This is a genomic window from Vibrio scophthalmi (assembly GCF_040869025.1).
In the GTDB taxonomy this organism is placed as follows: Bacteria; Pseudomonadota; Gammaproteobacteria; order Enterobacterales; family Vibrionaceae; genus Vibrio; species Vibrio scophthalmi.
Window position 1 is genome coordinate 779,607 of sequence record NZ_CP134272.1, and the last position, 24,254, is coordinate 803,860.

A 24,254-nucleotide genomic window follows, 5' to 3' on the forward strand; every position below is an offset into this window, starting at 1 on the left:
TGGTGAAAATAATAAAGTTAATTAAAAACAAATGCTTATCGACTTATCTTGCTGTCAATATTATTGGCGCTGAGTGATTTTTCGTCTTTTGTCACGATAAAAAATATCAATCGCCACTAATTCGAACTGAAATTTGAGTAAAAAGCACTAGAAATCAAATAGGTATTCGTTGAGTTTGTCGGCAATCCAAGTCATACCCGGATGTTCTTTCATGCTGACGAGTGAAAACATACAGTAGTCTTCCTGCGTCAAACCATAAGTATGCTTAATCACCGCAAGATCTTGCTGGCGGAGGTGATGGCGAATCAATGGCTCAGGCAGCACACCCCAAGCACCTTCGGTCAAAATTGAGTTGAGGATGTAGTCAAAGCTTGAGAAGCCGATGTGTTGCAGCGCCAAAGGTTGCAATTCTGGGTTGTCTTTCTCATTGAGATAAACCATCACTGCCTGCATGTTATTACGCAATTCACTGTCAGAAACGCGGCGCAGCTTGGCAAGAGGATGAGCGGCATTACATACCGACATCATACGAATTTTACCCAATGGCTGGGAGGTAATATGCGGGTCGTTGATTCGCTCGTAATCGACACCAAAGGCAAAATCGACTTGCCCAGTGACGACTAAGTTGGCCAAATCACCCGATGAAGCCAGAACCATGTTAAATGAAGTGGCGGGAAAGCGTTTATTCAATCGGTGAGCAAGATCTTGCCATAACTCGTCAGGTAGCGAGTCATCACGCGCTATCCAAACTTCGGCGTTAAATTCACCACTGGCTTGAACACAGGTTTGTCGAATACGAGACTCAGTCACCAATAAGTTTTGGCAATCTTTATAAATCGCTTTACCCGCTTCAGACATCGAGAGGTGATTACCCGAGCGAATAAACAGCGCAGTGGCGAGCTCTTTCTCTAATGCCTTAATCGACATACTGAGTTTGGTTCGGTTGCAATCTAATTGTCGCGCCGCTTCCGAGACAGACCCCGTATCGGCAACGATACAAAACGCTTCGATTTGCGATAAGTTCATATGCGTCGCTTTTCTTTAATTTTGATCACTATGGTAATTTAATTTGCGCCAAATGTCTGTTTCCACTTAAAAAGGGGTGGCGTATAATGAGGAATACACTTACCTTTGCGGTGAAAGCAGTTTTAAGGAGACCACAATGGCGATCAATTGGGATGAATGTGCGAACACGTGGGACAGCGATACAGCAGCAATCACTTATGCTGAGAATGCATTTTCTTCTCTAACTAAGACGGTAGATTTAACCAACAAACATGTATTAGATTTTGGCTGTGGCACTGGGTTGCTTACGCAAAAAATATCACCATTGGTTAAAGATATTGTTGCACTTGACGGCTCGGAAGGGATGATCGAGCAGTTGGATAAAAAAGCATTGGATAACGTTGAGCCAGTGGTTGATATGTTGACTCGTGGGTTAGTGGCAATGCACCCTGCGTTCCGTAACCAATTTGATTTAGTGGTGGCTTCATCGGTTTGTGGACTCATTCCAAATTATGCCGATGTGTCTGACATTATTTATAGCTTGCTTGAAAAAGGCGGCCAATTCGTTCAATGGGATTGGTTAGCCAACGATGAAAGCGAACCTCAAGCGATGAGCGCGGCGCGTGCTGAGCGTGTTTTGACCGGGGTAGGCTTTAGTGATGTGCAAACCTCAACATCATTTGAGATTGCAACCGAACAGGGCAACCTCAAAGTGTTGATGGTCATCGCCACGAAATAGCGATTTCATTACGGACAGTCAGCGCTGCTTACCGTGTTGATGCCCATACTTGCTCAATCTCTTTAAGAATATCTGGGTTTGCGATTGCGCCCAGATTTTCTATTTCTTGACCTTTCAAAACCTGTTTCACCGCAAGCTCAACTAACTTACCCGATTTTGTTTTGGGCATCTCACTTAACGCGATGATGTACTTGGGAACATGTCGTGGAGAGCATCGAGTGCGCAAGGCCAGTGCTATTTTCTCTTTTAATGCCAAGTTAAGCTGTGCTTCTGCGGCGAGCTGTACAAACAGGACGATCACTTCGCTGCCATTTGCACAGTAGCCCACGGCCAGTGAATCCAAAACCTCTTTGAGCTGATTAACTTGGCGATAGATCTCGCCAGTACCAATGCGCACCCCACCAGGATTTAACGTGGCATCACTGCGGCCAAAAAACATCATGCCACCATGTCGGGTCGCAAGAACATCATCACCATGATGCCAAGTATTGTTGTAACGTTGCCAATAGGCTCGATGGTAGTGCCCACCATTATCACGCCAAAACCCAATCGGTTGATTAGGGAAGCTATTACAACAGACAAGCTCTCCGCGCTGGCCAATGATGCGTTTTCCCTCGGTGTCGAAAGCAGCGACATCCATACCAAGCGCAGCGCCTTGGCATTCACCCCGATAGACGGGTGAAATAGGATTGCCAAGCACAAAGCAGCCGCAAATGTCGGTTCCACCTGAGATTGAGGCTAAATGAATATCGGCTTTAATCTCGCGATAGACGTAATCAAACTGCTCAGGATAGAGCACTGAACCAGTAGAGCAGAGCGTTTTTAACTCGGTTAGATTGAATTCTTCGCCTGGTGAAACCTCGGCCTTGGCAATATGTTCAAGATATTTTGCAGAAGTCCCAAACAAGGAAACTTGCGCGCGTTGTGCTAACTGCCAAAGACGCTTAGCGTCGGGGTAAGTTGGACTACCATCATAAATCACCAATGTTGCGCCGCTGGCAAGAGCGGAAACATGCCAGTTCCACATCATCCAACCACAAGTGGTGTAGTAAAATACTCGCTCAGCTGGCTGAATATCGCAGTGCAACTGGTGTTCTTTTAGATGGTTTAGCAGTGTGCCACCGACGTTGTGCACGATGCATTTCGGCTTACCTGTCGTCCCTGAAGAGTAGAGGATAAACAGTGGGTCATTAAAGGCCACCCACGTAAACGCCACCATTTTTGCGGAAAATTGTGTGGCTAACTCATGCCAATAACAGATGGGGAGCGAGCTTTTTTCTTGAGGATGATGAACTAAGTGCGAGTCCGATAAATTTGATTCTATATCGTCACCTATAATGCAAGCAGAGTTGACTGTCGGTAGGGCGCGAATGATGGCTTGGTTTTTGTCGATGAGCGATATCGTGTTACCTGAAAAGTGGCTTTGTTGTGCACAAAAGAACACCTTGGGATCAACCTGACCAAAGCGCTCAATGACGCTTTCTATGCCAAAGTCCGGCGAGGTAGAAGTCCAAATCGCACCGATGCTGGTTGTTGCCAGCATTGCTATCACCGATTGGCAGTTGTAGGGCAGATAGCCTGCAACCACATCGCCCTTAGTGACGCCTTGTGTTTGCAGCCACTGCTGAACAATAGAGACTTGTTGTTTGAGATCGTTCCAAGTTAACTGCTCTTCAAAGCCATCTTCTCGTTCAAAGATCATTGCCACTGGTAAGTGATGGTCTGATGCCAATTGGGTTTGCTGATCTCTAGCGTATCGTTCGCCGGCTAATAGATTTTGCGCGTAGTTGAGTTGGGCATCACCAAACCACTGCGTATCGCGGTTTTCAATCACGCGGTGCCATTTCGCATCAGCAAGATGTTGAGTGCGCTCGCCAATATCACCTTCTACGCCGCAAAACTGCCATATTAAGCGCCAAAACTCGTCACTATGCTGAATTGACCAAGCATGTAAAGTGGCGTAATTGGTTACATTGGAGGCAGAATCACAGTGGGTGGTTATGTGGTTTATAAAACTGGTCAGCTGCGCGTTTTCAATACGTTGCTTGCTAGGCTGCCAACAGATGTCGTTATTGTATTCACTCGTCGCTTTCATCAGTGATCGTCACTCGCAGAATCCGGTTGCTTTGCCTGAGTATTGAAACGGCTGGCAGAAAAAGCAAATCAGCATCTTACTGAATTAATGATAAAAAAATGAGGGTGTAAAAATTATGTTACATACAAAGGAGGCAGATATTGATGTTCACATTGTCGGAATTGCCGCTGATTAATAAACTTTAGTTAAGGCTTCAATGGTGGAAATAAGGGGTAGCATGGGGAATCGCCGGCTTGTTTTATCAGTAATTTTTATCAGCAAGGTTTACCGGTGAGCTTTGGCGTAAATAAGCGTTTATTAAACGTTTATGCAGGGAGGAAAAGCTATGTCTCAGTATCATTCTAAGGCCGTTGATGAAGATGGTTTAGTCGCTTGGAGTCGTGAAGAAGATGCGATTTGGCATGATCTAATGGAAAGGCAGCTGTCGTTGGTGCAAACGCACGCCTGCCAAGAGTACCTCTCTGGATTAACTCGACTCAATTTACCGCGAGATCGTGTGCCCCAATTAGCTGAAATTAACCAAGTGTTATTGCCTACAACAGGATGGCAAGTTGAGCCTGTTGCTGCGTTAATCAGTTTTGACCGTTTCTTTCAATTGTTAGCTCATCGCCGTTTTCCTGTCGCCACCTTCTTACGTTCACGTGCTGAGTTTGACTACCTACAAGAGCCGGATTTTTTCCACGAAGTCTTTGGCCATTGTGCTATGTTGACCAATCCAAATTTTGCGCATTTTACTCATGTTTATGGCCAGTTAGGCCATGCTGCCAAACCGGAGTTGCGCGCTTATCTCGCTCGTCTTTATTGGTTTACGGTTGAATTTGGCTTAGTTAACGAAGGGGATCAATTAAAGGTATACGGCGGCGGCATTTTGTCATCACCAGGTGAGACGCAGGCCGCGTTGTCCGCTATGGGGGTACAACGTGAAGCGTTTAATATTAATCGCGTATTGAGAACACCTTATCGTATCGATATTATGCAACCGATTTACTTTGTATTACGCGATATTGACCAGCTCTATCAACTGAGTAAGCTAGATTTAATGGCAGAGGTTGAACGCGCAGCGCTTGATGGCCTTTATCCACCCCTCTTTTCAGCAAAGGAATTTGATCATGTTCAATGAGTTCAATTTGAATGACGAAACCCTCAACGAATTACGTTGTGAGGCATGCAGTGATGATGCGATTGCGCTTAATTATGACCAGCAGCAAGCCTTGTTGGCGCTATTGAATGAATGGCACATTGTTGAGCGCGAGGGGATCCCTCAATTGGAGAAGAGTTTTAAATTTAATAATTTTCTCTCGGCATGGTCATTCGCGAATAGAGTCGCGGAATTGGCTGAAGAAGAGTTTCACCACCCGGCGATATTACTTGAATGGGGAAAGGTCACGGTAACGTGGTGGAGTCATTCCATTAAGGGTCTGCATAAAAACGATTTTATTTGTGCTGCCAAGTGCGATGAAATTACACCCTAGTTAGGCACAGGGTTCGTTTCTAACGTTCAACGAGCAGAGTTGATATGGTGTTAGTTGCAATGGTGTTAGTCGCAATGGTATTAGTGGTGCTATTCGCCGTGGTATGCGTGTCAGTGGTTTATGCTAAGCAAACATATTGGTCACTTTACGATAAACGAGAGTAGCACCCCTAAAGATTTCTGTTTGATGCCGATATAGAAGTTAACTCTGATTGTTAGCGGGCATCCGTGCATGAAAAAAATATTAATGGTTGTCCTTTTGCTCGTCGGCATTGCTCTCGCGGGTGGAGGATACTATGTGTTCTACTATAAACCTGCTGAAGAGGAGGCTGACCGCCTTGCTAAACTGGCATCACAACCTCTTCCTGAAGTAACCAATCAACAGCCGTCGCTTCCTGTCCCTGAACCCATCATTGAACAGACGGATTACTATGTCAGTCCTGAAAAGCTTGGTGTGCGTGAAACTCCGACGGCAGATGGATTTATTGAATCTGAATTATATCGTGGCGATAAAGTTCACGTTTTGGAAAAGAAGCAAGGTTGGGCGCGTATTTCACCTTACTATGTTTACAATGAAGGGGAACCAGAGGTCGCGGAATGGATCCCTATGGATGCGTTACTTGAAGTGCCACCGACCATTACTCAAGAAGAGCGGGTGAAAACCATCAGTAGCTATGTTGAAGGTTCTGATGATTTTAAACAGCACTTTGACGTTTTTATCCAAACCACCGATGATTTGATTAAGGAAGGGATCTGCCTACCGCCTGATTTTGAAGAGCTAAAAGGTTGGGTGCGTTCCGTCAAATATCAAAATGATGTCTATTTTGTCTATTGTGGCGGGTTAAAGCAGGCCAACAAAATTTACTTAAATGTTCAAACAGGGAAGATATTCTATCGCTGATAGTGATGGTTACTTTGTTTAAATTATTGAATGTATAGGGGTTTACAATGTAAATCCCTTTTTTGTTTTTATCCGCTAAATGGGTATAATGCCTGTGCATTTCCAGCCAGTATGGCTTTCTCACATTTTGCCACGATTAAGGTAGTTAGAATCATGAAGTACGATTGGATTCTGTTTGACGCCGACGAAACTCTCTTTCATTTTGATGCGTTTAAAGGCATGCAGTTGATGTTTGAACGCATGGGTGTTGAATATACGCAAGATGATTTCGCTCAATACCAACAAATCAATAAACCGCTCTGGGTGGATTACCAAAACGGTACGATCACCGCAGACGACATTAAGCACATTCGCTTTAAAGGTTATGCAGAGCAGTTTAATACCACCACATCAGCACTTAATAGTGCCTTCCTTGATGCGATGGCGGATATTTGTAGCATGCTGCCACAAGCGCGTGAGTTACTTGAAGCGTTAGCAGGAAAAGCGAAGCTAGGCATTATTACCAATGGTTTTACTGAGTTACAACAAGTCCGTTTGGCTAAGATGGGCTTAAGTGACACGTTTGAACAAGTGGTGATTTCCGAGCAAGTGGGCGTTGCTAAACCGGATGCGGGAATTTTTGATTATACGATGGAAAAAATCGGCCAGCCTTGTAAGAGCAAGGTGCTGATGGTGGGCGATAATTTGCATTCTGATGTTTTGGGTGGTGTTAACTATGGTATTGATACCTGTTGGCTTAACCGTAGTGAAGAAGCACATGACCCTATGATTGTACCGAGCTACACCGTGTCTTGTTTGAGCCAGTTGCAAGCGATTTTGCTACCAGGGGCGCAGTAACACGCGATGTATTAGGCGCTTTCAAGCCTGATTGAACAGCAGAGTTAACAGACGATAAAAATGGACGCCAAGAGCGTCTATTTTTTTGTCCATACAAATCTTATCGTATCGGAGCAGGGTTATATTGTCGCTAAAATTGACCTTTAGTAACAAAATGTGAAATTTAATGACGCAATTTTTGTCTTCAAGCTCTATTACCACCCCTTAATTTGCCTGCCTACCCCTTTGGGGTAGTTTAAAGCTGTAATTGATTTACATCATGTATTAATTTTTCTTCATAATTAACAATTCAGTTAGACAAAATAATGACTGGAATTGATTATGAGCAAGCTCAAGCTAGTGATCGTCGGTAATGGCATGGTTGGTCATCGCTATATCGAAGATTTGGTTGAGAAAACGGATGTCTCACAAATGGAGATCACCGTTTTCTGTGAAGAACCTCGTGTCGCTTACGACCGCGTTCACCTTTCTTCTTACTTTTCTCACCATACCGCACAAGAACTCTCGCTGGTTAAAGAAGGGTTTTATGAAAAGCACGGCATCCAAATTTTACTGGGTGAGCGCGCGATTAACATCAACCGCCAAAACCGCATCGTTTACTCTTCAACAGGGCGTGAGATTCAATACGATAAATTGATCTTAGCAACTGGCTCATATCCATTTGTTCCACCGATCAAAGGCAACGAAAGTAAAGATTGCTTTGTTTACCGCACTATCGAAGATCTTAAGCAAATTGAAGCGACTGCGAAAAACAGCAAAAGCGGTGTCGTGATTGGCGGTGGCTTGCTTGGTCTTGAAGCGGCAGGTGCTGTGAAAGCGTTGGGGATGGAAACGCATGTGGTTGAGTTTGCGCCAAAACTAATGGCTGAGCAGCTTGATCAAGCTGGTGGTGATCAGTTACGTCAAAAGATCGAACGCATGGGCGTTAACGTTCATACCAGTAAAAATACGCTAGAGATCGCACCGGAAGGTATCGGCTCACGTAACGTGATGCGTTTTGCTGATGGAACAGAGTTGGAAACCGACTTTATCGTGTTCTCTGCAGGTATTCGTCCACAAGACAAGCTTGCTCGTCAAATGGCATTAGAGATTGCGCCACGCGGCGGTGTTGCGATTAACGATTTCTGTCAAACGTCTGATGAAAATATCTACGCTATTGGTGAATGTGCTTCTTGGAATGGCACCTTCTACGGTCTAGTCGCTCCTGGCTACAAAATGGCGACGGTGGCCGTTGACCATCTACTTGGCAACAGCAGCAAATTTGAAGGTGCAGACATGTCTGCCAAGCTGAAGCTGTTGGGTGTGAAAGTAGGTTCAATCGGTGATGCCAATGGCCGCACGCCGGGCTGTAAGAGCTACGTTTACCAGAATGAAGAACAAGAAGTCTACAAGCGTCTGATTGTCTCTGCGGACAACAAAAAGCTGCTTGGTGCCGTCATGGTTGGTGATACTGCTGATTATGGCGACTTACTGCAGTTGATGCTCAACGAAATTGATTTGCCTGAGCACCCTGATGCTTTGATCCTACCAGCGCATGCTGGCGCGGAAAAACCAACACTTGGTGCTGATTCATTGCCTGAATCTGCGGTGATCTGTTCGTGTTTTGATGTGACTAAAGGCAAGATTGCCCAAGCGGTTGCCGCCGGTCACCACACTATCGGCGACATCAAGGCCGTAACTGGTGCAGGTACTGGCTGTGGCGGTTGTATTCCACTGGTTACTTCTGTGCTCAATGCAGAATTGGCAAAATCAGGCATCGAAGTGAAAAACGATGTGTGTGAGCACTTTGCCTATTCTCGCCAAGAGCTATTCCACCTTATCCGAATTGAAGAGATCAAAACCTTCGATGAACTGCTAGAAAAATATGGCAAAGGTTACGGTTGTGAAGTTTGTAAACCACTGGCTGGTTCAATTCTAGCGTCATGCTGGGGTGAGCACATTCTTAAACCGCAATTGGTGAAACTGCACGACACCAATGACAACTTCCTTGGCAACATCCAAAAAGATGGCACGTACTCCGTAATCCCACGTATGGCCGGCGGTGAAGTGACTCCTCAAGCACTGGGGGCTTTGGCTAAAGTGGCTGAAGAGTACAAGCTCTACACCAAAGTAACAGGTGCACAACGTATTGGCCTATTTGGTGCGCAAAAAGATGACCTTCCAGAGATTTGGCGCAAATTGATTGAGGCCGGCTTTGAAACGGGTCAAGCGTACGCTAAAGCACTACGCATGGCGAAAACGTGTGTTGGTTCAACATGGTGTCGCTACGGGGTGCAAGACTCTGTTGGCCTTGGCTCATACATCGAAAATCGCTACAAGGGTATTCGAACTCCCCACAAGATGAAGTTTGGTGTTTCGGGTTGTACTCGTGAGTGTGCGGAAGCACAAGGCAAAGATCTCGGCATCATCGCGACTGACGCAGGTTGGAACATGTATGTATGCGGTAACGGTGGTATGAAGCCACGTCATGCAGACTTGTTGGCTAGCGATCTTGACCAAGAAACACTGATCCAATACATCGACCGTTTCATGATGTTCTACATTCGCACCGCTGCGCCACTACAGCGCACTTCGGTATGGATGGAAAACATGGAAGGTGGTGTGGATTACCTACGTGATGTGATCGTCAACGACAAATTGGGCATCAACACCCAGCTAGAAGCCGACGTTGCTAAATTGGTGGGTGAGTTTGAGTGTGAGTGGACGGCGACGATTAAAGATGAAGCGCAATTGACTCGTTTTGCGCACTTTATTAACTCTGATAAGCGCGATGACAATGTTGTTTTTGTTCAAGAGCGTGAACAGCATCGCCCTGCGACATTTACCGAAAAACACCCAGAAGCGAAAGGCGACATTCTGCACGTCACGCTAACTGAAACCATTACTGAAGCATAAGGATTAGTCGATTATGTCATTTGAAAAAGTATGCCAAATCAACGATATCGTACCGGGAACTGGGGTGTGTGCATTGGTGAATGGTGAACAAGTCGCGGTGTTTCGTCCATCGCAGGAGCCACAGGTCTTCGCCATCAGCAATACCGACCCATTTTACCAATCAAACGTATTGTCGCGTGGCTTGATTTGTGAGCACAAAGGCGAACTTTGGGTAGCAAGTCCATTGAAAAAGCAACGCTTCAATCTTGCCAGCGGTGTGTGTATGGAAGATGCGGGCTTTAGCGTTAAATCTTACTCCGCACGCGTTAAAAACGGTGTGGTAGAAATCGCAGCTTAATCAAAGAGATTCAATAGCTTAAAGGTTTCCTAACCAATGTGCCTATCGTGGGATAGGGAGCCTTTCACTATTTGATTTCAACTTTTAATTTAACTTTTTGGAGAGACATGATGTCTTATTTAAAACCTGCAGAATTTATCCAGACAATGATTGATACTGGTGAAGCAAAAGTTCGCACCTCTACGCGCGATCTTATTCTACGTGGCATGATGGCGGGTATTATTTTGTCTTTAGCGGTGGTTGTGGCGATTACCACCATTACACAAACCGGCATTGGTATTGTTGGTGCGCTCGTCTTCCCGGTAGGCTTTTGTATTCTAAGCCTAATGGGTTATGACCTGGTTACAGGTGTATTTGGTCTTGCGCCATTGGCAAAGTTTGAAAATCGTCCGGGTGTGACTTGGAATCGCGTTTTCCGCTGTTGGGGTCTAGTGGGGCTAGGTAACTTGATCGGCTCACTGCTGGTGGCAGGTTTGATTGCTCTATCACTGACGATGAACTTCAGCGTTGAACCAAATGCCGTTGGCCAAAAATTCATTGCGATCGCCACAGCACGTACGGTTGGTTTTGAAAACTTAGGGGCTGATGGTTGGATTACCTGTTTTGTTCGCGGCATTCTATGTAACCTAATGGTATGTTTAGGCGTGATTGGTAATATGACTGCGCGTAGTGTTGCCGGCAAAATTGCGGCAATGTGGCTACCAATCTTCATCTTCTTCGCATTGGTATTTGAGCACGCGGTGGTTAACATGTTCCTCTTCCCACTAGGCATGATGCTAGGCGCTGATTTTGGTATTGCAACATGGTTGAACTACAACTTGATCCCAACCATTCTAGGTAACATTGTCGGTGGTTTGGTTATGACGTGTATCCCGCTTTACCTAACGCATAAGAAAACCGCACCTGCATTGGATGCCGATGTTGAAATCGAAGCTCAACCAGCATTGAATACAAAATAGTATTGATAGAAGTGGTAGGGTGAAAACCCTATCACTTTTTGAAAGTATTGTTTGGCTATAAAAAGGGCGCATTTAGCCGTAGCGGCTTTACACTGAGTGTCCCTTGTTATACCTAAATTTGAATTGATAGGCATTGCTATGCAAATGACTCCTCCAGCAGCGGCTCGTCGCACCTCGTTTAATCCACATACTCCAAGTCGAGGTTTTGTTTCTCTCGTTGGCGCAGGTCCGGGTGATCCGGATTTATTGACAGTAAAAGGCTTTCGAGTAATCCAGCAAGCAGATGTTGTGGTGTATGACCGTCTTGTCTCTGCGGACATTTTGGCGCTTGCTAGTGATAAGGCCGAGATGATTTATGTGGGGAAAAAGTTGGATTATCACTGCGTACCTCAAGCGCAAATCAACCAAATATTGGTCGATAAAGCATTAGAAGGTAAACGCGTAGTACGCCTTAAAGGTGGGGACTCGTTCATCTTTGGCCGTGGCGGGGAAGAACTCGAAACCTTAGTTGAGCAAAACATTCGCTTTGAGGTGGTTCCGGGCATTACAGCGGCGGCTGGTGCAACGGCATACGCTGGTATTCCACTGACTCATCGCGATCACGCTCAAGCAGTACAGTTCATTACTGGCCATGTACAAAAAGATGGCCAGGAGATTGATTGGAGCAGTGTTGCGCAATCAAATTCGACCTTGGTATTCTACATGGGCCTAAAACAGAGCGGTTATATTGCCGACAAGCTCATCACCCATGGGTTAGATGAGCAAATGCCTTGTGCCATCATTGAAAATGGTACCCGTCGTGAGCAGCGCGTCTTTCGCTGTCCACTGAACCAGTTGGCGCAAATAGCACAGCAAGCACAAAGCCCAGCCTTGATTGTCGTAGGCAGTGTCACCTCGTTACATGAAAAATTGAATTGGTTTGAGTGATAAACTAAGCAAAGTTCAACAACAGCTTTGACTGGGATCACGAGATAGAGCAAATAGACTGGCTGAAACTAGAGATTGTTTTGTATGTTTTATAGACAGTTGGTAAAGCTCTCTGATGCATAACAGTCATTAAGCGGATGTTTCTTTATTGCTTAACGCACGAATAGACGCAGCGATAGCGCTGCGCTTATCCCTATGCATGGGTGAGAACATGTATTAAGGGATATGATGAACAATCGCTATTTTCAAACCACAAAGCCTCTTAATGAACAGCTCGAGCAACTTATGCTGCGAATGCATACTCGTGTTCCTGCCATTGCTCGGATTTCTTATGCAAAATATTGCCAAGAGAGCGATACCCTAGTCACCTATGCAGACAGTGAGTTTGATCTCTGGAGCGAACTGCATCATGAACAACGTCTGCGCAAGCTCAATCATTTAAAAGAGACTGCCCACACCGCTATTCCTCGTATTATCGATGATCTTCGCCAGATCACCCACTGCGAACGAGTCAACCTATTGACTAAAAAAGGTTACCGCTCTTCTGCTGCCATTCCCTGTTATCATCAACGTAAATTGAGCGGTTTTATCTTTCTCAATGCTTATGAAACTGGCGCGTTTGATAAAAAGTCATTGGCCTATCTAGAGCCTTATTTAGAAATGGTTCAGTTTACAGTTGAATCACAATGCCAAGTGGTTGAGGCGATAGTCAAATTGGCGGAACGAGTAAAAACTGGTGCGCAGCTGTACGGGCGAGATGAGTATTATCATGGGCGACGGATGCGTTTATACACACATATTGTCGCCGAGGAGCTAGCAGAGCGTCACCAGTTGGATGATGAACAAGTGGATGCGATTTCACTGTTCGCTCAGTTCCACGACATTGGTAAGACTCAAGTGGCAGAATCGACGCCATGCAACAGCGAGCCGTTGAGTTCGTCAGTCACGCTTATGGCGCAAAATTATATCGATCAGGGCGTCAAAATAATGGAAGAGATTGTCGCCTCTGTCGGTGAGCCAAATCATCCAAGTATTCAGTTGCTTAATCAAATTATGCGGTTTCAATCGGAGCGATTGGATGGCAGTGGCTATCCTTATGGCTTTCATGGCGATGAAATTCCACTTTCTGCTCGCATGGTGGCAGTGGCGAGCTGTTTTGATAGCATGACAACAGATAAGCATGATCGGCAAGCGTTGTCGGTACCTTCGGCATTGTTAGAGCTAGAAAAGCAGGTGCAGAGAGGTAAACTAGATGGTGAATGCGTCAATGCATTGCGTCATCGACAAGAATACCTCAAACAAGTGATCCGTAAATTCCCAGAGCCACTTCGCTGGGGGGATATGCTCTAACAACGTTCTTTAATGACTTGCGAACCACATTTCAAATTCCGCGGCCGTTATCTATTGAGGGTTTATCGTGCCGTGCGTACTAATTGAGTAAATGGTTGCTGATCAATCGATAGTGCTCCCTTGTTAACAAAGAGCACTTTATTGATATGAGCACTGCGTGAACGACGATTCGCTTGATGGATCACGGTATAGATATATCGATATTGAGCTGAGGATTGTGTTCGAGCGTATTCAAATAGACTCGCAAAAATGCCTTGGCCTCGGTATCCGTGTTGTACACATACCGGCCCCCACAATAAACTGTTGCTTCGCGTTAGCGCACAGCCCTGCATTTCGATTTGGCCAATATTGCGTGCCACGGTTCTCATCGTTGGGGAGAAGTGCCAATATGGCCAAGGAGCACAAACTGCCATTGCAACCACCTGTCGGTCGAGTTCAGCAACATAGATGGCTCTTTGATGTTTAATGGCACTGATAAGCTGTGATTTCGTTAATACCGCATCAAGAAAACCATCATGTAATTGTTGCTGATTCAGGTTGTCCATATAGCAGTCATGTTGTAATTGAATAAGTGATGCCACATCATTGGCGGTTGCACTGCGAAAAATCATCGGTGGTTTCCAAAGCTCGTAGGTTACGAATTTGTTTATATAATATATCGTTCCGTATAAAAAGTTAACCCTGTTGCACGAAATTTAGGCAATGTCATTCCAGTATGTTTATCACGCCGATTCAGTTCGCAAGGTATGCTTACTCACCCGTCACTTAACTGTTACTATGGCGCGATAGAAGGCGAAGAGGCAAATACGATGGAAAAAGTGGCGATTTTTGTAGATGTACAAAATATTTATTACACCACCAAGCAGTACTATCAAAGTAATTTTGATTACAACAAGTTTTGGGCGCAGGCCACTCAAAATCGTCAGGTCGTACTCGCGAATGCTTATGCGATTGCATCACAAGACGCGAAGCAGCGTCAATTTCATCATATTTTACGTGGTATCGGTTTTTACGTGCAGTTGAAACCTTTTATTCAACGCAGTGATGGTAGTGCGAAAGGAGACTGGGATGTCGGTATTGCGCTGGATGTTTACGAGGCGGCTGCCAATGTTGATCGTGTGATATTACTATCCGGGGATGGTGACTTTGAAGTGCTCATCAAGCGCGTTCAACAGCGTTTTGCTGTCAAAGTAGAAGTCTGCTCAGTGCGTGCCTTAACAGCACAATGCCTGATTGATGCGAGTGATGTCTATACACCAATTAGCAGCGAATTATTGTTAGAACGACGCTGAGTGACACTGAGTGTCACTCAACTCGATAATCTGCATTGCGCAATTAAGCAGCAGCTGTTGGGCTAGCCTCAACGTCTGCGCTTGTCTCGATAACTTCAACATCGTCAGCAGCTTCGACAACCACTGCTAACACTTCACTTGCCGCTTCTTCGGCTTCCATCTTGGCACGATCAGCTTTAGAAATGTAGCGTGGCTTGTTGCTAGTATGCAGCTTCGCGTTTTGCTTTTTCATTCTGTTTTTATAAATTTGGTTAATTTTTTTCTTGCGGTTCATTAAGATGACCTTTGCTACCCAGCAATCAGCTCGGTTTTCTCATTAAATTCGGTTTGTCACGGGGCGCGCATCATAGCAAGAAGTTCACACTTTTGCATCGGGATTTGTGTTCCACGGCCATGATCGGCAAAAAACGCTCATATCATTTTATCTTATCGATATAACTATCAATTATAATGCAGGCAGCACAAAATATGGAAACTTTGCTTCGCGAATCAAATTAACGTGAGTGAAATCATTTAGTTTGTCTAAAAAGCAGGAATTGAGCCGATATTGCGCCGCAATATTACGATTTAAGCATTCAGCGATCATTTCAAAAAAACTGACCAACTCGTGCAATTTATTTTAATTCTTATAGGTCATCTATTACGTACATTTAGTGTGTCGAGCAGCAGAGCAGGGGCTCGAATTTTGGTAAGTAAAGGAGTCTATTATGATTAAAACAATAAGTTTAGCGAGCGTACTACTATTCAGTTCAGCGGCGATGGCAGGGTTAAGCGGACCATATGCCACCGTACTTTCAAATAGCACCATGGTCGGAGATGCTTACGCATCGAAAGATGCAGCTCTACAAGTCGGCCGCAATATGATTGTTGACGTTAACAGCATGTCACCAATTGAATTAAGTCGTAATGTTCGTTGGGACACCAATGATCAAGTGGATATTAATTCATTTGAACTACTGAACTCTCAAGTGGCTTTACAGGAAATCGTAACTAGCCAAGGGGCGATTGCTTATCAGCCAGTGATTAGCGTAAGTTACGAATATCGTGCTCGCGACCGTGACTAATTAGTCTCGCTCATCTCGACGTTTTCGCTAGCACGAAACGGAGAATAGCCAGTCAGAGAGTGACGAGTTCGCTAATTCCACGCGACTAATTCTGCGAATAAACTATGTTTATGTCGATGTTTACGCCGATGTCGATAACCATTTATTCCGTTGATAAAAAAAAGCCCCAAACTTTCGTTTGGGGCTTTTTATGAGCGGGATCGAGCTAAGTTGCTCGATTAATTTATTGCGCGTACTTATGCGTCAGCTTCAACTAACTCAGACTCTTCGCGACGAGCGCTTTCTAGCATCTTACGAATAACGAAAGAAGAGAAGAACGCGATAGCGACCATCACAACCGCTAGAACGGTAAGCATTTGGAAGTAGTCACCGTAAACATTTTGTACGATTTCTTGAGTAATTTTTTGGCCTTTCTCTAGCGCAATTGAGGTTGAGAACACCGCGCCGATAATACCGCTTAATGCCATCGCAACAGAGAAGAGCGATACAGAGAAGTTCTCGATGTGCTTCGGTGCAACAGACAAGATGAATGCTACAACCAAGCTACCCACAATTACTTCAGCAAATGCTTGGAAGAAGTGGATCAGCAAGAAAGTTTCAGGGCGAATAATCGCATCTTCACCAACATGCATGACAGCGAGCGTTAGGATGCCAAATGCAATCGCAGTCAAAATGAACGAAAAACCAATTTTCGTCGCGGTTGAGAAGGTGATGCCACGCTTTTCAAGCTTTGAAAAGCTGTAAGAGATCACAGGGCCTGCCAAAATACACCATAGTGGGTTCATCGCCATTGACGCTTCAGGTGCAATAGGAATAAAGCCAAATAGGTCACCACGCATAGTGTTGATGGTTACCATGGTCATTGATGTCATCATCTGACCGTAGTAAACAAAGAAACACGTGGTAAGTACCGTCATGATCAAGATCGTGCCCATCTTTAATGCGTCAGACTTACCTGATTTAAACATTAAAGAGATGAAGTATAAGATTGCCGCTCCGCCGATGGCATAAACAATGTTCTGACCGATATCCATGTTTGAGAACATGAAGAAAACAAGGCCAACCATCGCCGCAGACAATACAAAGAACGCGATCCAGTTTGGTAGGCTAACAGGTTTTTGATCAATCTCTGCACCAACACTGACTAATGGTTTTTGGAACACAACAAGCGTGACAAGTGCAAACGTTGCCATCACGGCTGATAGCGTGAAGCTGCCGTGGAAACCTATCACTAAGACAAACATTGGGAATAGGTACTGGCCAAGCAGAGCGCCGACGTTGTTAACAGAATAGTTAACCGGGTAACCATTCTCAAAGTCTTCTTGCGAGGCAAAAGTACGTTTATACAAGCTCGGGTACGAAGGTGACATTAAGCCACGAGCGTAACTCGCCAGCGCGATACCAACTAAGCTCATTGGCACGTTTGTGGTCGATGCGCCGAAAATAAGCAGTAAGTAACCGACAGAAAACGTTGCGTAAGAGATCGTAAGAGAGCGATATGAGCCGAGGAATTTGTCAGCAATGAAACCGCCCGCGATTGCGAACAGTGGACCGATTGAAGAGAAAGCGCCTACAACCATCATGGTATCTGCTTCGCTATAACCTAGATCTTCTAGGAAAAAGCGCGTCAAAATCACCATGACACCGTAGAAAGACAAGCCAAACATCATTTGGCAGAACATCATCGACTTATTGAGCCTATTCCACATAGTTTTCTCTTGTGTGTAGAAATTAAGGCCGGAGATTATGCCAGAAATCGTCATTGATGCACGGAAAAACCCCACTCAAAGGTAGTGTTTTGTTCTGAATTTGCAAGAAAACGTTTGCGTTAAGTTGATTTTGATTAAAAAAGTAGCAGGTTGTTGCATAAGCATCTGATTCATTTAGCGGTGGATCATGCTACTCACATGGAGGGGCGAGGTGAATCAGTGCCAATCCACCTAGTGAAGTTTCGCGATACTTTTTGTTCATATCTTTGCCCGTTTGATACATGGTCTCAATCACTTTATCAAGAGAGATAACGCATTTGCTGGTGCGTTTTAGTGCCATGCGCGAGGCATTAATCGCTTTCATCGCCCCCATTGCGTTGCGCTCTATACAAGGGACTTGCACTAAGCCGCCTATCGGATCGCAGGTCATCCCAAGCGAATGCTCCATCGCAATCTCTGCAGCAATACAAATTTGTTCGTTACTCCCGCCACGGAGAGAAGTGATGCCCGCTGCTGCCATTGAGGAAGAGACGCCAATTTCACCTTGGCAACCGACTTCTGCTCCAGAGATAGAAGCATTGGTTTTATATAAAATACCTATAGCACCTGCAACGGCGAGAAAATCTTTTAGCTGTTTGGTATCAAGAGGGCGGATAAATTGATGGTAGTACATCAAGACCGCGGGGATCACGCCCGCTGCGCCATTGGTAGGAGAGGTGACAACCTGTCCGCCGGCTGCATTCTCTTCACTAATGGCAAAGGCAAAGAGGTTTATCCAATCCATCACCGCCATTGGATCGGTTTCAAATTCTTGGTTAGCGAGTAACTTTTTATGTAGGTTGGGTGCACGACGCGTTACGTTTAAGCCGCCTTCTAGGGTGCCTTCGGTATCAAAGCCACGCTGCATGCACAATGACATCACCTTCCAAATCTGATCCGCTTTTTGGTCGATGTCGTCCATTGCTTGAAAACATACTTCATTCTGCAACACCATCCCCGATAGGCTTAGCCCAAGTTTATCGGCTTTGAGTAGCATTTCATCAGCGTTATGGAATGGGAAAGGCACCGTGATGTCAGATTCTTGAACACCATGAAGCAATTCTTGTTCTGTGGCAATAAAGCCACCACCAATCGAGTAATAGGTTTGATTGAGCAGCGATGCACCTGCCGCATCGAAGGCAGTGATGCTCATACCATTTTCGTGCAATGGCAGATTGCTAGTATGAAAAATCATATCGCTACGATAATAAAAAGCGATCACCGCCTGATTAGCCAACGGTAGGGTAAGCTGATTTTGTTCGATGCACTGTTTTAGCGCTCTCTTGGCACTGGTCACTTTGAGTGTATCGGGTCTATTGCCCATCAGGCCAAGCAACACGGCTCGGTCGGTATGATGGCCTTTACCCGTCAGTGATAATGAGCCAAACAGATCAATCTGAATACGTTCAATTTGCCCATTAGCTTGAGAATGTAAGCCGGTTTTCAGCCGTTGAATAAAGTCATAACCGGCTAACATGGGGCCATTGGTATGAGAGCTGGAAGGGCCGACGCCGATTTTAAAAATATCAAAGATAGACAACATAACCACCATCCTTTGTAATAGGCAAAACGACAGGCACACTACCAACTATAGTAACAAAACAAGGATCTTGAGCTGTGAGTGAGAAAGGAATCAGCCCCGCACCATTAGGTAATGTAAAACGGGTGGTGTTAGTGCTAGGGAAAAGATTGTGCGATAACCAGTTAACCGCCGAAGGACATTCGCGTGTCGCAGCATTAGCCGCTTATTTGACGCCAATGCCAGTCGAGCAAACAGCGTTGATTTTTTGTGGTGGCCAATTGCGTGGGCAAAAGAGATCTGAAGCACGCGCGATGGCGGATCACTTTCAGCATCTATTCGCCCCGTTGGCTGACTCGTATACTTCGCTTGGCCACTTAATACTTGAGGGGCAATCTGAAAACACCATTGAGAACATGGAAAACGCAGCGAGTAAGCTTATAGCGAGCGGATTGTGTGAAAGGAAATGCGACAACGCCGGCCAACCCAGTGACTGTGTTGAAATTTGTTTAGTGTCGAATGAATATCACCTTCAACGCATTATTGAGATTCAAAAAATGATGCCAGAGCAGGGGTTATTGACCACGCTCACACAGCGCTGTGAGCAAGCTGGTTTGCATGTAACCATCTCATTGGATATAACTCAACATTGCGCTGTTCCTTATCCTCATCAGAGTGAGCAGGCACAGGCTTTTTTGCTGGTTGATGAATTGACCACTTACCGCGTTTATATGGAAGGAGTGCTCAAGCAAGCTTTTACCGCTCCGATCGAGCTGGTTAGTATTCAGCCATATCAAGTGGCTAAGCGCGCCATCGCGCAACTGCTTACTCTGGAATGCACTCAAGCTCATCAAGGCGTTTTGACGAGAATGGCTGCACTGATCGAGCAAACACAGAGTTACTCTGTCGGACAGTTAAACGCTAGTAATAAGGCCAATCTACTCCAGCCATTGTACGCAGAGTTTCACTCTTTACTCACTCAACTCAACCGTCGATTTGATCCAGAGAGCGACGCATCGACTCCGAATCAATCCACATCGCGCGGTTGAGTTTGATATTGTTCGGTTATTGGTTAGCGTTTGAGTCGGGCTGACGATGATTTTGTTTATAATATTCCCACTGTTCGACTCTCTCACCATTGTTTAATACACAAAAAGTGGTGCGCTGGCCTTCGAGAGTCAACATTTCTAGTTCCCCGCCACTTTCTACGCAATAGACCGAAGCTGGATTACTGGCAGCTTGATACTCAGTGGGTTTGTAGGGATTATCTTCTGATGCGCAACCAGCGAGACCAAGGGCCGTAGACAACCCTATGATGGTAAACAGTGTAGGTGTTCTGATCATGACGTATCTCCACTTTTTCTTTTAAATAAATGCGCGGTGCATTTTGTTAAAGGGTAGTAGAGATATAGGATAGTCGAGAAATCAGAGCGATGCTTACAACGGCATGACTCGGTTGCGGCCAAGCTGCTTGGCTTCATAAAGCAATTTGTCAGTACGTTCGATAAGGTCTTCAGCAAACTCACCTTCTTGACGCTCAGTGACACCAAACGAAGCGGTAATATTACCGACTTGCTTGCCACTGCGACGATCTTTGATAGAGAGCTTTTCCACGGCACGGCGCAAGCTTTCGCCAAACTGACGTGCGACGCGCAGGTTACGGTTAGGGACGACTAACGCAAACTCTTCGCCACCAAAGCGATAAGCGGTAATGCCATCACGGCAACTGCTTTGTAAGCGTCGCGCAAGCCCGCGAATGACCGAATCACCAAACAAGTGACCGTAGTTATCGTTATAATTCTTAAAGTGATCGATATCGACCAAAATCAAACAAAAGTTCTGTTCACTGCGGCATAAGGTGTGAATGTCGTTGTCGAACGAACGACGGTTGTAGAGGCCGGACAGACTGTCGAATAGAGCGTCTCGTTGAACTTCCGCTAATTGCGACTTTAGGCGACTAATTTCATGGCCTGCTGTCGACAGTTGGTTTGAGAGAAAGCTGGTGGAGTGACGAATATCTCGAGATTCAGAAACTAACTGGCGAATGACGGCCATCACCTCATCGATTGACATACTCTCATCTTCAACACGTTCCAAATTGCGAAAGCTCTTATCGATCATTTCCGAAAATTGAGAGGTGTCACTGAGGGTATCGTTCATCGAATTAGCGACTTCGTTGACCAATATTTCGATATTGGCTCGTAAGTCACTCAATTTAGTTTCATTACGTGTCGCAACGTGACGGTGGTAGAGCTGTTCACCGGCTGCGGGAGGGCATATACCAAAGCTCTCAATGACCGTTTCTAGCTCATGGTTGAGCTTTGGAATGGCATTGTCGACGTACGTATACCATAGTGCGTAATTGGACGGCGTTGCGGCAACGTGATTCTTCATCATGAGTGGGACGGCCTTTTTTAAATTGGCAGTCGACTTTTTGAATTCGTCTTCAGTCATCTCTTTGGGTAATTCTTCTTAAAACTCTTGCACTTATACTACTAAAATGTGAGTGAATGTGGATCATTTTACTCACGGTTTAGTTACCAATTAGCAAATATGGTTCGAAAGTTTATATTTATATATAAACAGAAGGTAAACAATTGTAACGCATAGGTATAGTTGCTTATCGTCTGTTAGCGAAAAACTGTGATAGGTTGCGCTCAATTTGTTTTGCGATGTCTACTGATTAGTCAGTAACAGAGTGTTGATGGCTGGGTTGATTGAGCTGAGCAGCACCGCGCAGCATCGCTTTAATCAGGTCGCCAGCGTTAAACTTCTCTAGTGCTTCATGCGCACCAACCTGCTGTGCTCGATTCACACAGATCTCGCTCGAGAGTGAGGTGTGCAAGATGATATAGGCGTGGCGAAGTTCGGGATCACTTTGCGTTTCAAACGCCAATTCATAACCATCTAAGCCCGGCATTTCAATATCACTCACCAATAGGTCAATGGCTTGACCTTTACTCACCGATTCTCGCATCGCATTGAGCGCTTCCACGCCGTTGATACAGATCTGATAGGGGATGTTAATACTGTCGAGTGCATCAGAAAGCTGCTTACGAGCGATACTTGAATCATCGACCAACAGAATATTGAGTGCTTTTAGTCTCTCACGCTCAACATCGGTCAAAATAGGAATGCGAGCAGATTCAGATGGCGGGTATATTTTCGACAGCAGCAGTTCAACATCCAACATTTGGACGATTTTATCCTCGAAGCGCGTGATGCCGGTAACAAACACATTATTACCCGCACTGCGTGGTGAGGGTTCGATGTTACGCCAGTCACAGTCGATGATTTTCTCAATGCTGCGTACCATGAAAGCCACGACCGTGCGCAAGCAATCGGTAACGATCAGATAACAAGAAGCGTATTCTTCAGGCTGAATTGGTCGAAAACCAATCGCAGCAGGCATATCAATCACCGGTACATTGAGATCACGGATAGTCACCGTTCCAATAACATGATGATGTGAGTAGGGGATTTGTGTCATCTGAGCATAAGGTACAATTTCACGTACCTTCAATGTACCAATAGCAAATATCTGCTTACTTGCTGTTAGGGTAAACATAAGCATGCCTTGTGACTGATTTGCTTTGCTTTTTTTGGCCATTGGTGATTCTCAAACATTATAATCAATATGGGTCATGGTAACCCAAAAGGCACTGGGTGCAATGAACAAGATCAGAGATTGACAGAATAAGATGCTGCGAATGTGACAATGGTACAAAGGTATGATGAAGATCTCATAATTTTTGGTACAATCATAAAATATTGAGATTGATAAACGAAAGAGACACAAGCATGGCTAATACAGCAGCGGCTCTACACATTTTGGTTAAGCACAAAGAACAAGCTGAAGATATCATCAAGCAGCTAAAGAAAGGCGCAAAATTTCAAGCGCTTGCAAAAAAATACTCAAGCTGCCCATCAGGTAAAAATGGTGGCGACCTTGGTGAGTTTCGTAAAGGCCAAATGGTCCCGCAGTTTGATAAAGTTTGTTTCAGTGGCGAAACTTTGGTACCACATTTAGTCAAGACCAAATTCGGTTGGCACGTAGTGAAGGTGCTTTACCGTACCTAGTGTTTACTGCGAGTACGAGACATATTAAAAAGCCCCTTTCGAGGGGCTTTTTAGTATCCAAAATCTGTCTTGTTCTACTTATTGCTTATGCATTGGCGGTATAAAGACATGCTTCGCCTTCTGGGCGAGTTTTAAAGCGGCGATGTAGCCACATGTATTGGCTTGGAGCGGCAAGAATTGAGTTTTCAACTGCTTTATTGATAAATGCCGCAGCTTCGGTTTCATCTTCACTCGGGAAGCCTTCTAACGGTGTATGAATGGTTAGAATATAGTGGTCATTCTCATCGCGAACCATGGTGAACGGTACGATGGCACAATCAGAAGCATTCACGAGTAGGCTGGTACCTGTCGTGGTGCAGGCATTCTCAACGGCAAACAGCGGTGCGAAGGTTGAACGACGGCGACCATAATCATGATCCGGTGCATACCAAACTCGTTCTGCAGTTTTCAGCGCGTGAATCATTCCTTTAACGTCTTTACGGTCAATCAAAGTTCGGTTTGAACGAGAACGGCCATGATATTGAAAATGATCAAAGCATGGGTTGTTGTTCGGGCGATAAACCCCCATGCCAGACATATGAATGCCAAAAGCACGTGCGCCAAGTTCTAAGTTCATTGAATGAACGGCCAGCATCAAAGCCCCTTTACCTTGCTTTTCAAGTTCAACCAGCTTATCTAGGCCGACAATAGTCACGTGTTTATTGACACGTTTATCGGGCCAAAACCATGCCATTGCGGTTTCAAATAGCGCAATACCGGTGTTTTCGACGTTCTGTTCGATCAAGCGCGCTTTTTCTTCTTCACTCATGTTTGGGAAACATAAATCAAGATTGCGGCGAATGGTATGGGTGCGTTTTTTCATGCGCTTTAGCGCAAAACGTCCTATCCCTTTACCTAGACTCAGTTGTAGCTTAAACGGCAACGTACTAAGCAGGAACATAAACGCGACCAATAGAAGCGTACCCCAGTAGCGAGGGTGGAGAAATTTTAGCTGGAACGATCGTGTCGTGTTTTGCATTAACTGTTCGTCATATT

24 protein-coding genes are annotated in these 24,254 nt (G+C 45.1%); 14 read left to right on the plus strand and 10 right to left on the minus strand.

From position 1 onward, the window contains the following. Positions 1-147 precede the first annotated feature (147 nt). Complete coding sequence (locus RJD38_RS18430) at positions 148-1,026, minus strand: LysR family transcriptional regulator (protein WP_005594473.1); 879 nt, start codon at positions 1,024-1,026, stop codon at positions 148-150. Positions 1,027-1,162: 136 nt separating this feature from the next. On the opposite strand from RJD38_RS18430, the gene RJD38_RS18435 reads away from it, so the two are divergent. Further along, entirely contained in the window at positions 1,163-1,744 is a 582-nt protein-coding gene (locus tag RJD38_RS18435; RefSeq protein WP_065546045.1) for a class I SAM-dependent DNA methyltransferase, read from the plus strand. A gap of 28 nt (positions 1,745-1,772) precedes the next feature. Here RJD38_RS18435 and RJD38_RS18440 read toward each other — a convergent pair whose 3' ends face one another. Next, positions 1,773-3,839 carry an acetoacetate--CoA ligase gene (locus RJD38_RS18440; RefSeq protein ID WP_065546046.1) on the minus strand — a complete coding sequence of 689 codons (2,067 nt, stop codon included), beginning with the start codon at positions 3,837-3,839 and terminating at the stop codon, positions 1,773-1,775. Between the two features lie 325 nt (positions 3,840-4,164). On the opposite strand from RJD38_RS18440, the gene phhA reads away from it, so the two are divergent. The 9 genes from phhA to RJD38_RS18485 all read left to right on the plus strand — a co-directional run bounded on the left by phhA (position 4,165) and on the right by RJD38_RS18485 (position 13,516). Then, complete coding sequence (gene phhA, locus RJD38_RS18445; protein ID WP_065546047.1) at positions 4,165-4,959, plus strand: phenylalanine 4-monooxygenase; 795 nt, start codon at positions 4,165-4,167, stop codon at positions 4,957-4,959. Continuing rightward, positions 4,949-5,311 carry a 4a-hydroxytetrahydrobiopterin dehydratase gene (locus RJD38_RS18450; RefSeq protein WP_005594480.1) on the plus strand — a complete coding sequence of 121 codons (363 nt, stop codon included), beginning with the start codon at positions 4,949-4,951 and terminating at the stop codon, positions 5,309-5,311. Before phhA ends, RJD38_RS18450 begins: the two co-directional genes overlap by 11 nt. Positions 5,312-5,542: 231 nt before the next feature. After that, entirely contained in the window at positions 5,543-6,211 is a 669-nt protein-coding gene (locus RJD38_RS18455) for an SH3 domain-containing protein (RefSeq protein WP_406853172.1), read from the plus strand. A gap of 153 nt (positions 6,212-6,364) precedes the next feature. Continuing rightward, the gene (gene yjjG, locus RJD38_RS18460) at positions 6,365-7,048 is read left to right on the plus strand and encodes a pyrimidine 5'-nucleotidase (protein WP_005594482.1); all 684 of its coding nucleotides are present in this window, start codon (positions 6,365-6,367) and stop codon (positions 7,046-7,048) included. A gap of 321 nt (positions 7,049-7,369) precedes the next feature. Next, complete coding sequence (nirB, locus tag RJD38_RS18465) at positions 7,370-9,943, plus strand: nitrite reductase large subunit NirB (RefSeq protein WP_009385069.1); 2,574 nt, start codon at positions 7,370-7,372, stop codon at positions 9,941-9,943. Between the two features lie 13 nt (positions 9,944-9,956). Next, positions 9,957-10,280 carry a nitrite reductase small subunit NirD gene (nirD, locus tag RJD38_RS18470; RefSeq protein WP_005594484.1) on the plus strand — a complete coding sequence of 108 codons (324 nt, stop codon included), beginning with the start codon at positions 9,957-9,959 and terminating at the stop codon, positions 10,278-10,280. A gap of 110 nt (positions 10,281-10,390) precedes the next feature. Beyond that, positions 10,391-11,239 (plus strand): formate/nitrite transporter family protein, encoded by an 849-nt coding sequence (locus tag RJD38_RS18475; RefSeq protein ID WP_005594486.1) that lies wholly within the window; start codon positions 10,391-10,393, stop codon positions 11,237-11,239. Between the two features lie 144 nt (positions 11,240-11,383). Further along, positions 11,384-12,166, plus strand: a complete 783-nt coding sequence (cobA, locus tag RJD38_RS18480) for a uroporphyrinogen-III C-methyltransferase (protein ID WP_174269636.1) — start codon at positions 11,384-11,386, stop codon at positions 12,164-12,166. 225 nt (positions 12,167-12,391) lie between these two features. Beyond that, positions 12,392-13,516 (plus strand): HD-GYP domain-containing protein, encoded by a 1,125-nt coding sequence (locus RJD38_RS18485; RefSeq protein ID WP_065546048.1) that lies wholly within the window; start codon positions 12,392-12,394, stop codon positions 13,514-13,516. A gap of 62 nt (positions 13,517-13,578) precedes the next feature. Here RJD38_RS18485 and RJD38_RS18490 read toward each other — a convergent pair whose 3' ends face one another. After that, positions 13,579-14,127: a GNAT family N-acetyltransferase gene (locus RJD38_RS18490; RefSeq protein ID WP_065546049.1), complete on the minus strand. Its 549-nt coding sequence runs from the start codon at positions 14,125-14,127 to the stop codon at positions 13,579-13,581. Between the two features lie 198 nt (positions 14,128-14,325). On the opposite strand from RJD38_RS18490, the gene RJD38_RS18495 reads away from it, so the two are divergent. Further along, positions 14,326-14,808, plus strand: coding sequence for an NYN domain-containing protein (locus RJD38_RS18495; protein ID WP_065546050.1), 483 nt, complete (start codon positions 14,326-14,328; stop codon positions 14,806-14,808). Between the two features lie 43 nt (positions 14,809-14,851). On the opposite strand, the gene RJD38_RS18500 is transcribed toward RJD38_RS18495, so the two are convergent. After that, positions 14,852-15,082, minus strand: coding sequence for a DUF2986 domain-containing protein (locus RJD38_RS18500; protein WP_065546051.1), 231 nt, complete (start codon positions 15,080-15,082; stop codon positions 14,852-14,854). A 433-nt stretch (positions 15,083-15,515) separates the two neighbouring features. Here RJD38_RS18500 and RJD38_RS18505 point away from each other — a divergent pair, with 433 nt between their 5' ends. Beyond that, positions 15,516-15,872 carry a DUF3316 domain-containing protein gene (locus RJD38_RS18505; RefSeq protein ID WP_065431538.1) on the plus strand — a complete coding sequence of 119 codons (357 nt, stop codon included), beginning with the start codon at positions 15,516-15,518 and terminating at the stop codon, positions 15,870-15,872. 236 nt (positions 15,873-16,108) lie between these two features. On the opposite strand, the gene RJD38_RS18510 is transcribed toward RJD38_RS18505, so the two are convergent. Beyond that, complete coding sequence (locus RJD38_RS18510; RefSeq protein ID WP_005594495.1) at positions 16,109-17,581, minus strand: peptide MFS transporter; 1,473 nt, start codon at positions 17,579-17,581, stop codon at positions 16,109-16,111. A 190-nt stretch (positions 17,582-17,771) separates the two neighbouring features. Beyond that, positions 17,772-19,163 (minus strand): L-serine ammonia-lyase, encoded by a 1,392-nt coding sequence (locus RJD38_RS18515; RefSeq protein WP_065546052.1) that lies wholly within the window; start codon positions 19,161-19,163, stop codon positions 17,772-17,774. Positions 19,164-19,237: 74 nt separating this feature from the next. On the opposite strand from RJD38_RS18515, the gene RJD38_RS18520 reads away from it, so the two are divergent. Continuing rightward, positions 19,238-20,188 carry a YdcF family protein gene (locus RJD38_RS18520; protein WP_065546053.1) on the plus strand — a complete coding sequence of 317 codons (951 nt, stop codon included), beginning with the start codon at positions 19,238-19,240 and terminating at the stop codon, positions 20,186-20,188. A gap of 16 nt (positions 20,189-20,204) precedes the next feature. Here the strand turns inward: RJD38_RS18520 and RJD38_RS18525 are convergent, their stop codons facing one another. The 3 genes from RJD38_RS18525 to RJD38_RS18535 all read right to left on the minus strand — a co-directional run bounded on the left by RJD38_RS18525 (position 20,205) and on the right by RJD38_RS18535 (position 22,749). After that, positions 20,205-20,483 (minus strand): DUF333 domain-containing protein, encoded by a 279-nt coding sequence (locus tag RJD38_RS18525; RefSeq protein WP_005594498.1) that lies wholly within the window; start codon positions 20,481-20,483, stop codon positions 20,205-20,207. 93 nt (positions 20,484-20,576) lie between these two features. Further along, positions 20,577-21,593, minus strand: a complete 1,017-nt coding sequence (locus RJD38_RS18530; protein ID WP_005594500.1) for a GGDEF domain-containing protein — start codon at positions 21,591-21,593, stop codon at positions 20,577-20,579. Between the two features lie 229 nt (positions 21,594-21,822). Beyond that, a complete protein-coding gene (locus tag RJD38_RS18535; protein WP_005594501.1) occupies positions 21,823-22,749 on the minus strand; it encodes a chemotaxis protein in 927 nt (308 codons plus the stop codon). Positions 22,750-22,940: 191 nt separating this feature from the next. Here RJD38_RS18535 and ppiC point away from each other — a divergent pair, with 191 nt between their 5' ends. Further along, the gene (gene ppiC, locus RJD38_RS18540; RefSeq protein ID WP_005594502.1) at positions 22,941-23,219 is read left to right on the plus strand and encodes a peptidylprolyl isomerase PpiC; all 279 of its coding nucleotides are present in this window, start codon (positions 22,941-22,943) and stop codon (positions 23,217-23,219) included. Between the two features lie 85 nt (positions 23,220-23,304). On the opposite strand, the gene RJD38_RS18545 is transcribed toward ppiC, so the two are convergent. Beyond that, entirely contained in the window at positions 23,305-24,237 is a 933-nt protein-coding gene (locus tag RJD38_RS18545) for an LpxL/LpxP family Kdo(2)-lipid IV(A) lauroyl/palmitoleoyl acyltransferase (RefSeq protein ID WP_005594504.1), read from the minus strand. Positions 24,238-24,254: the final 17 nt, after the last annotated feature.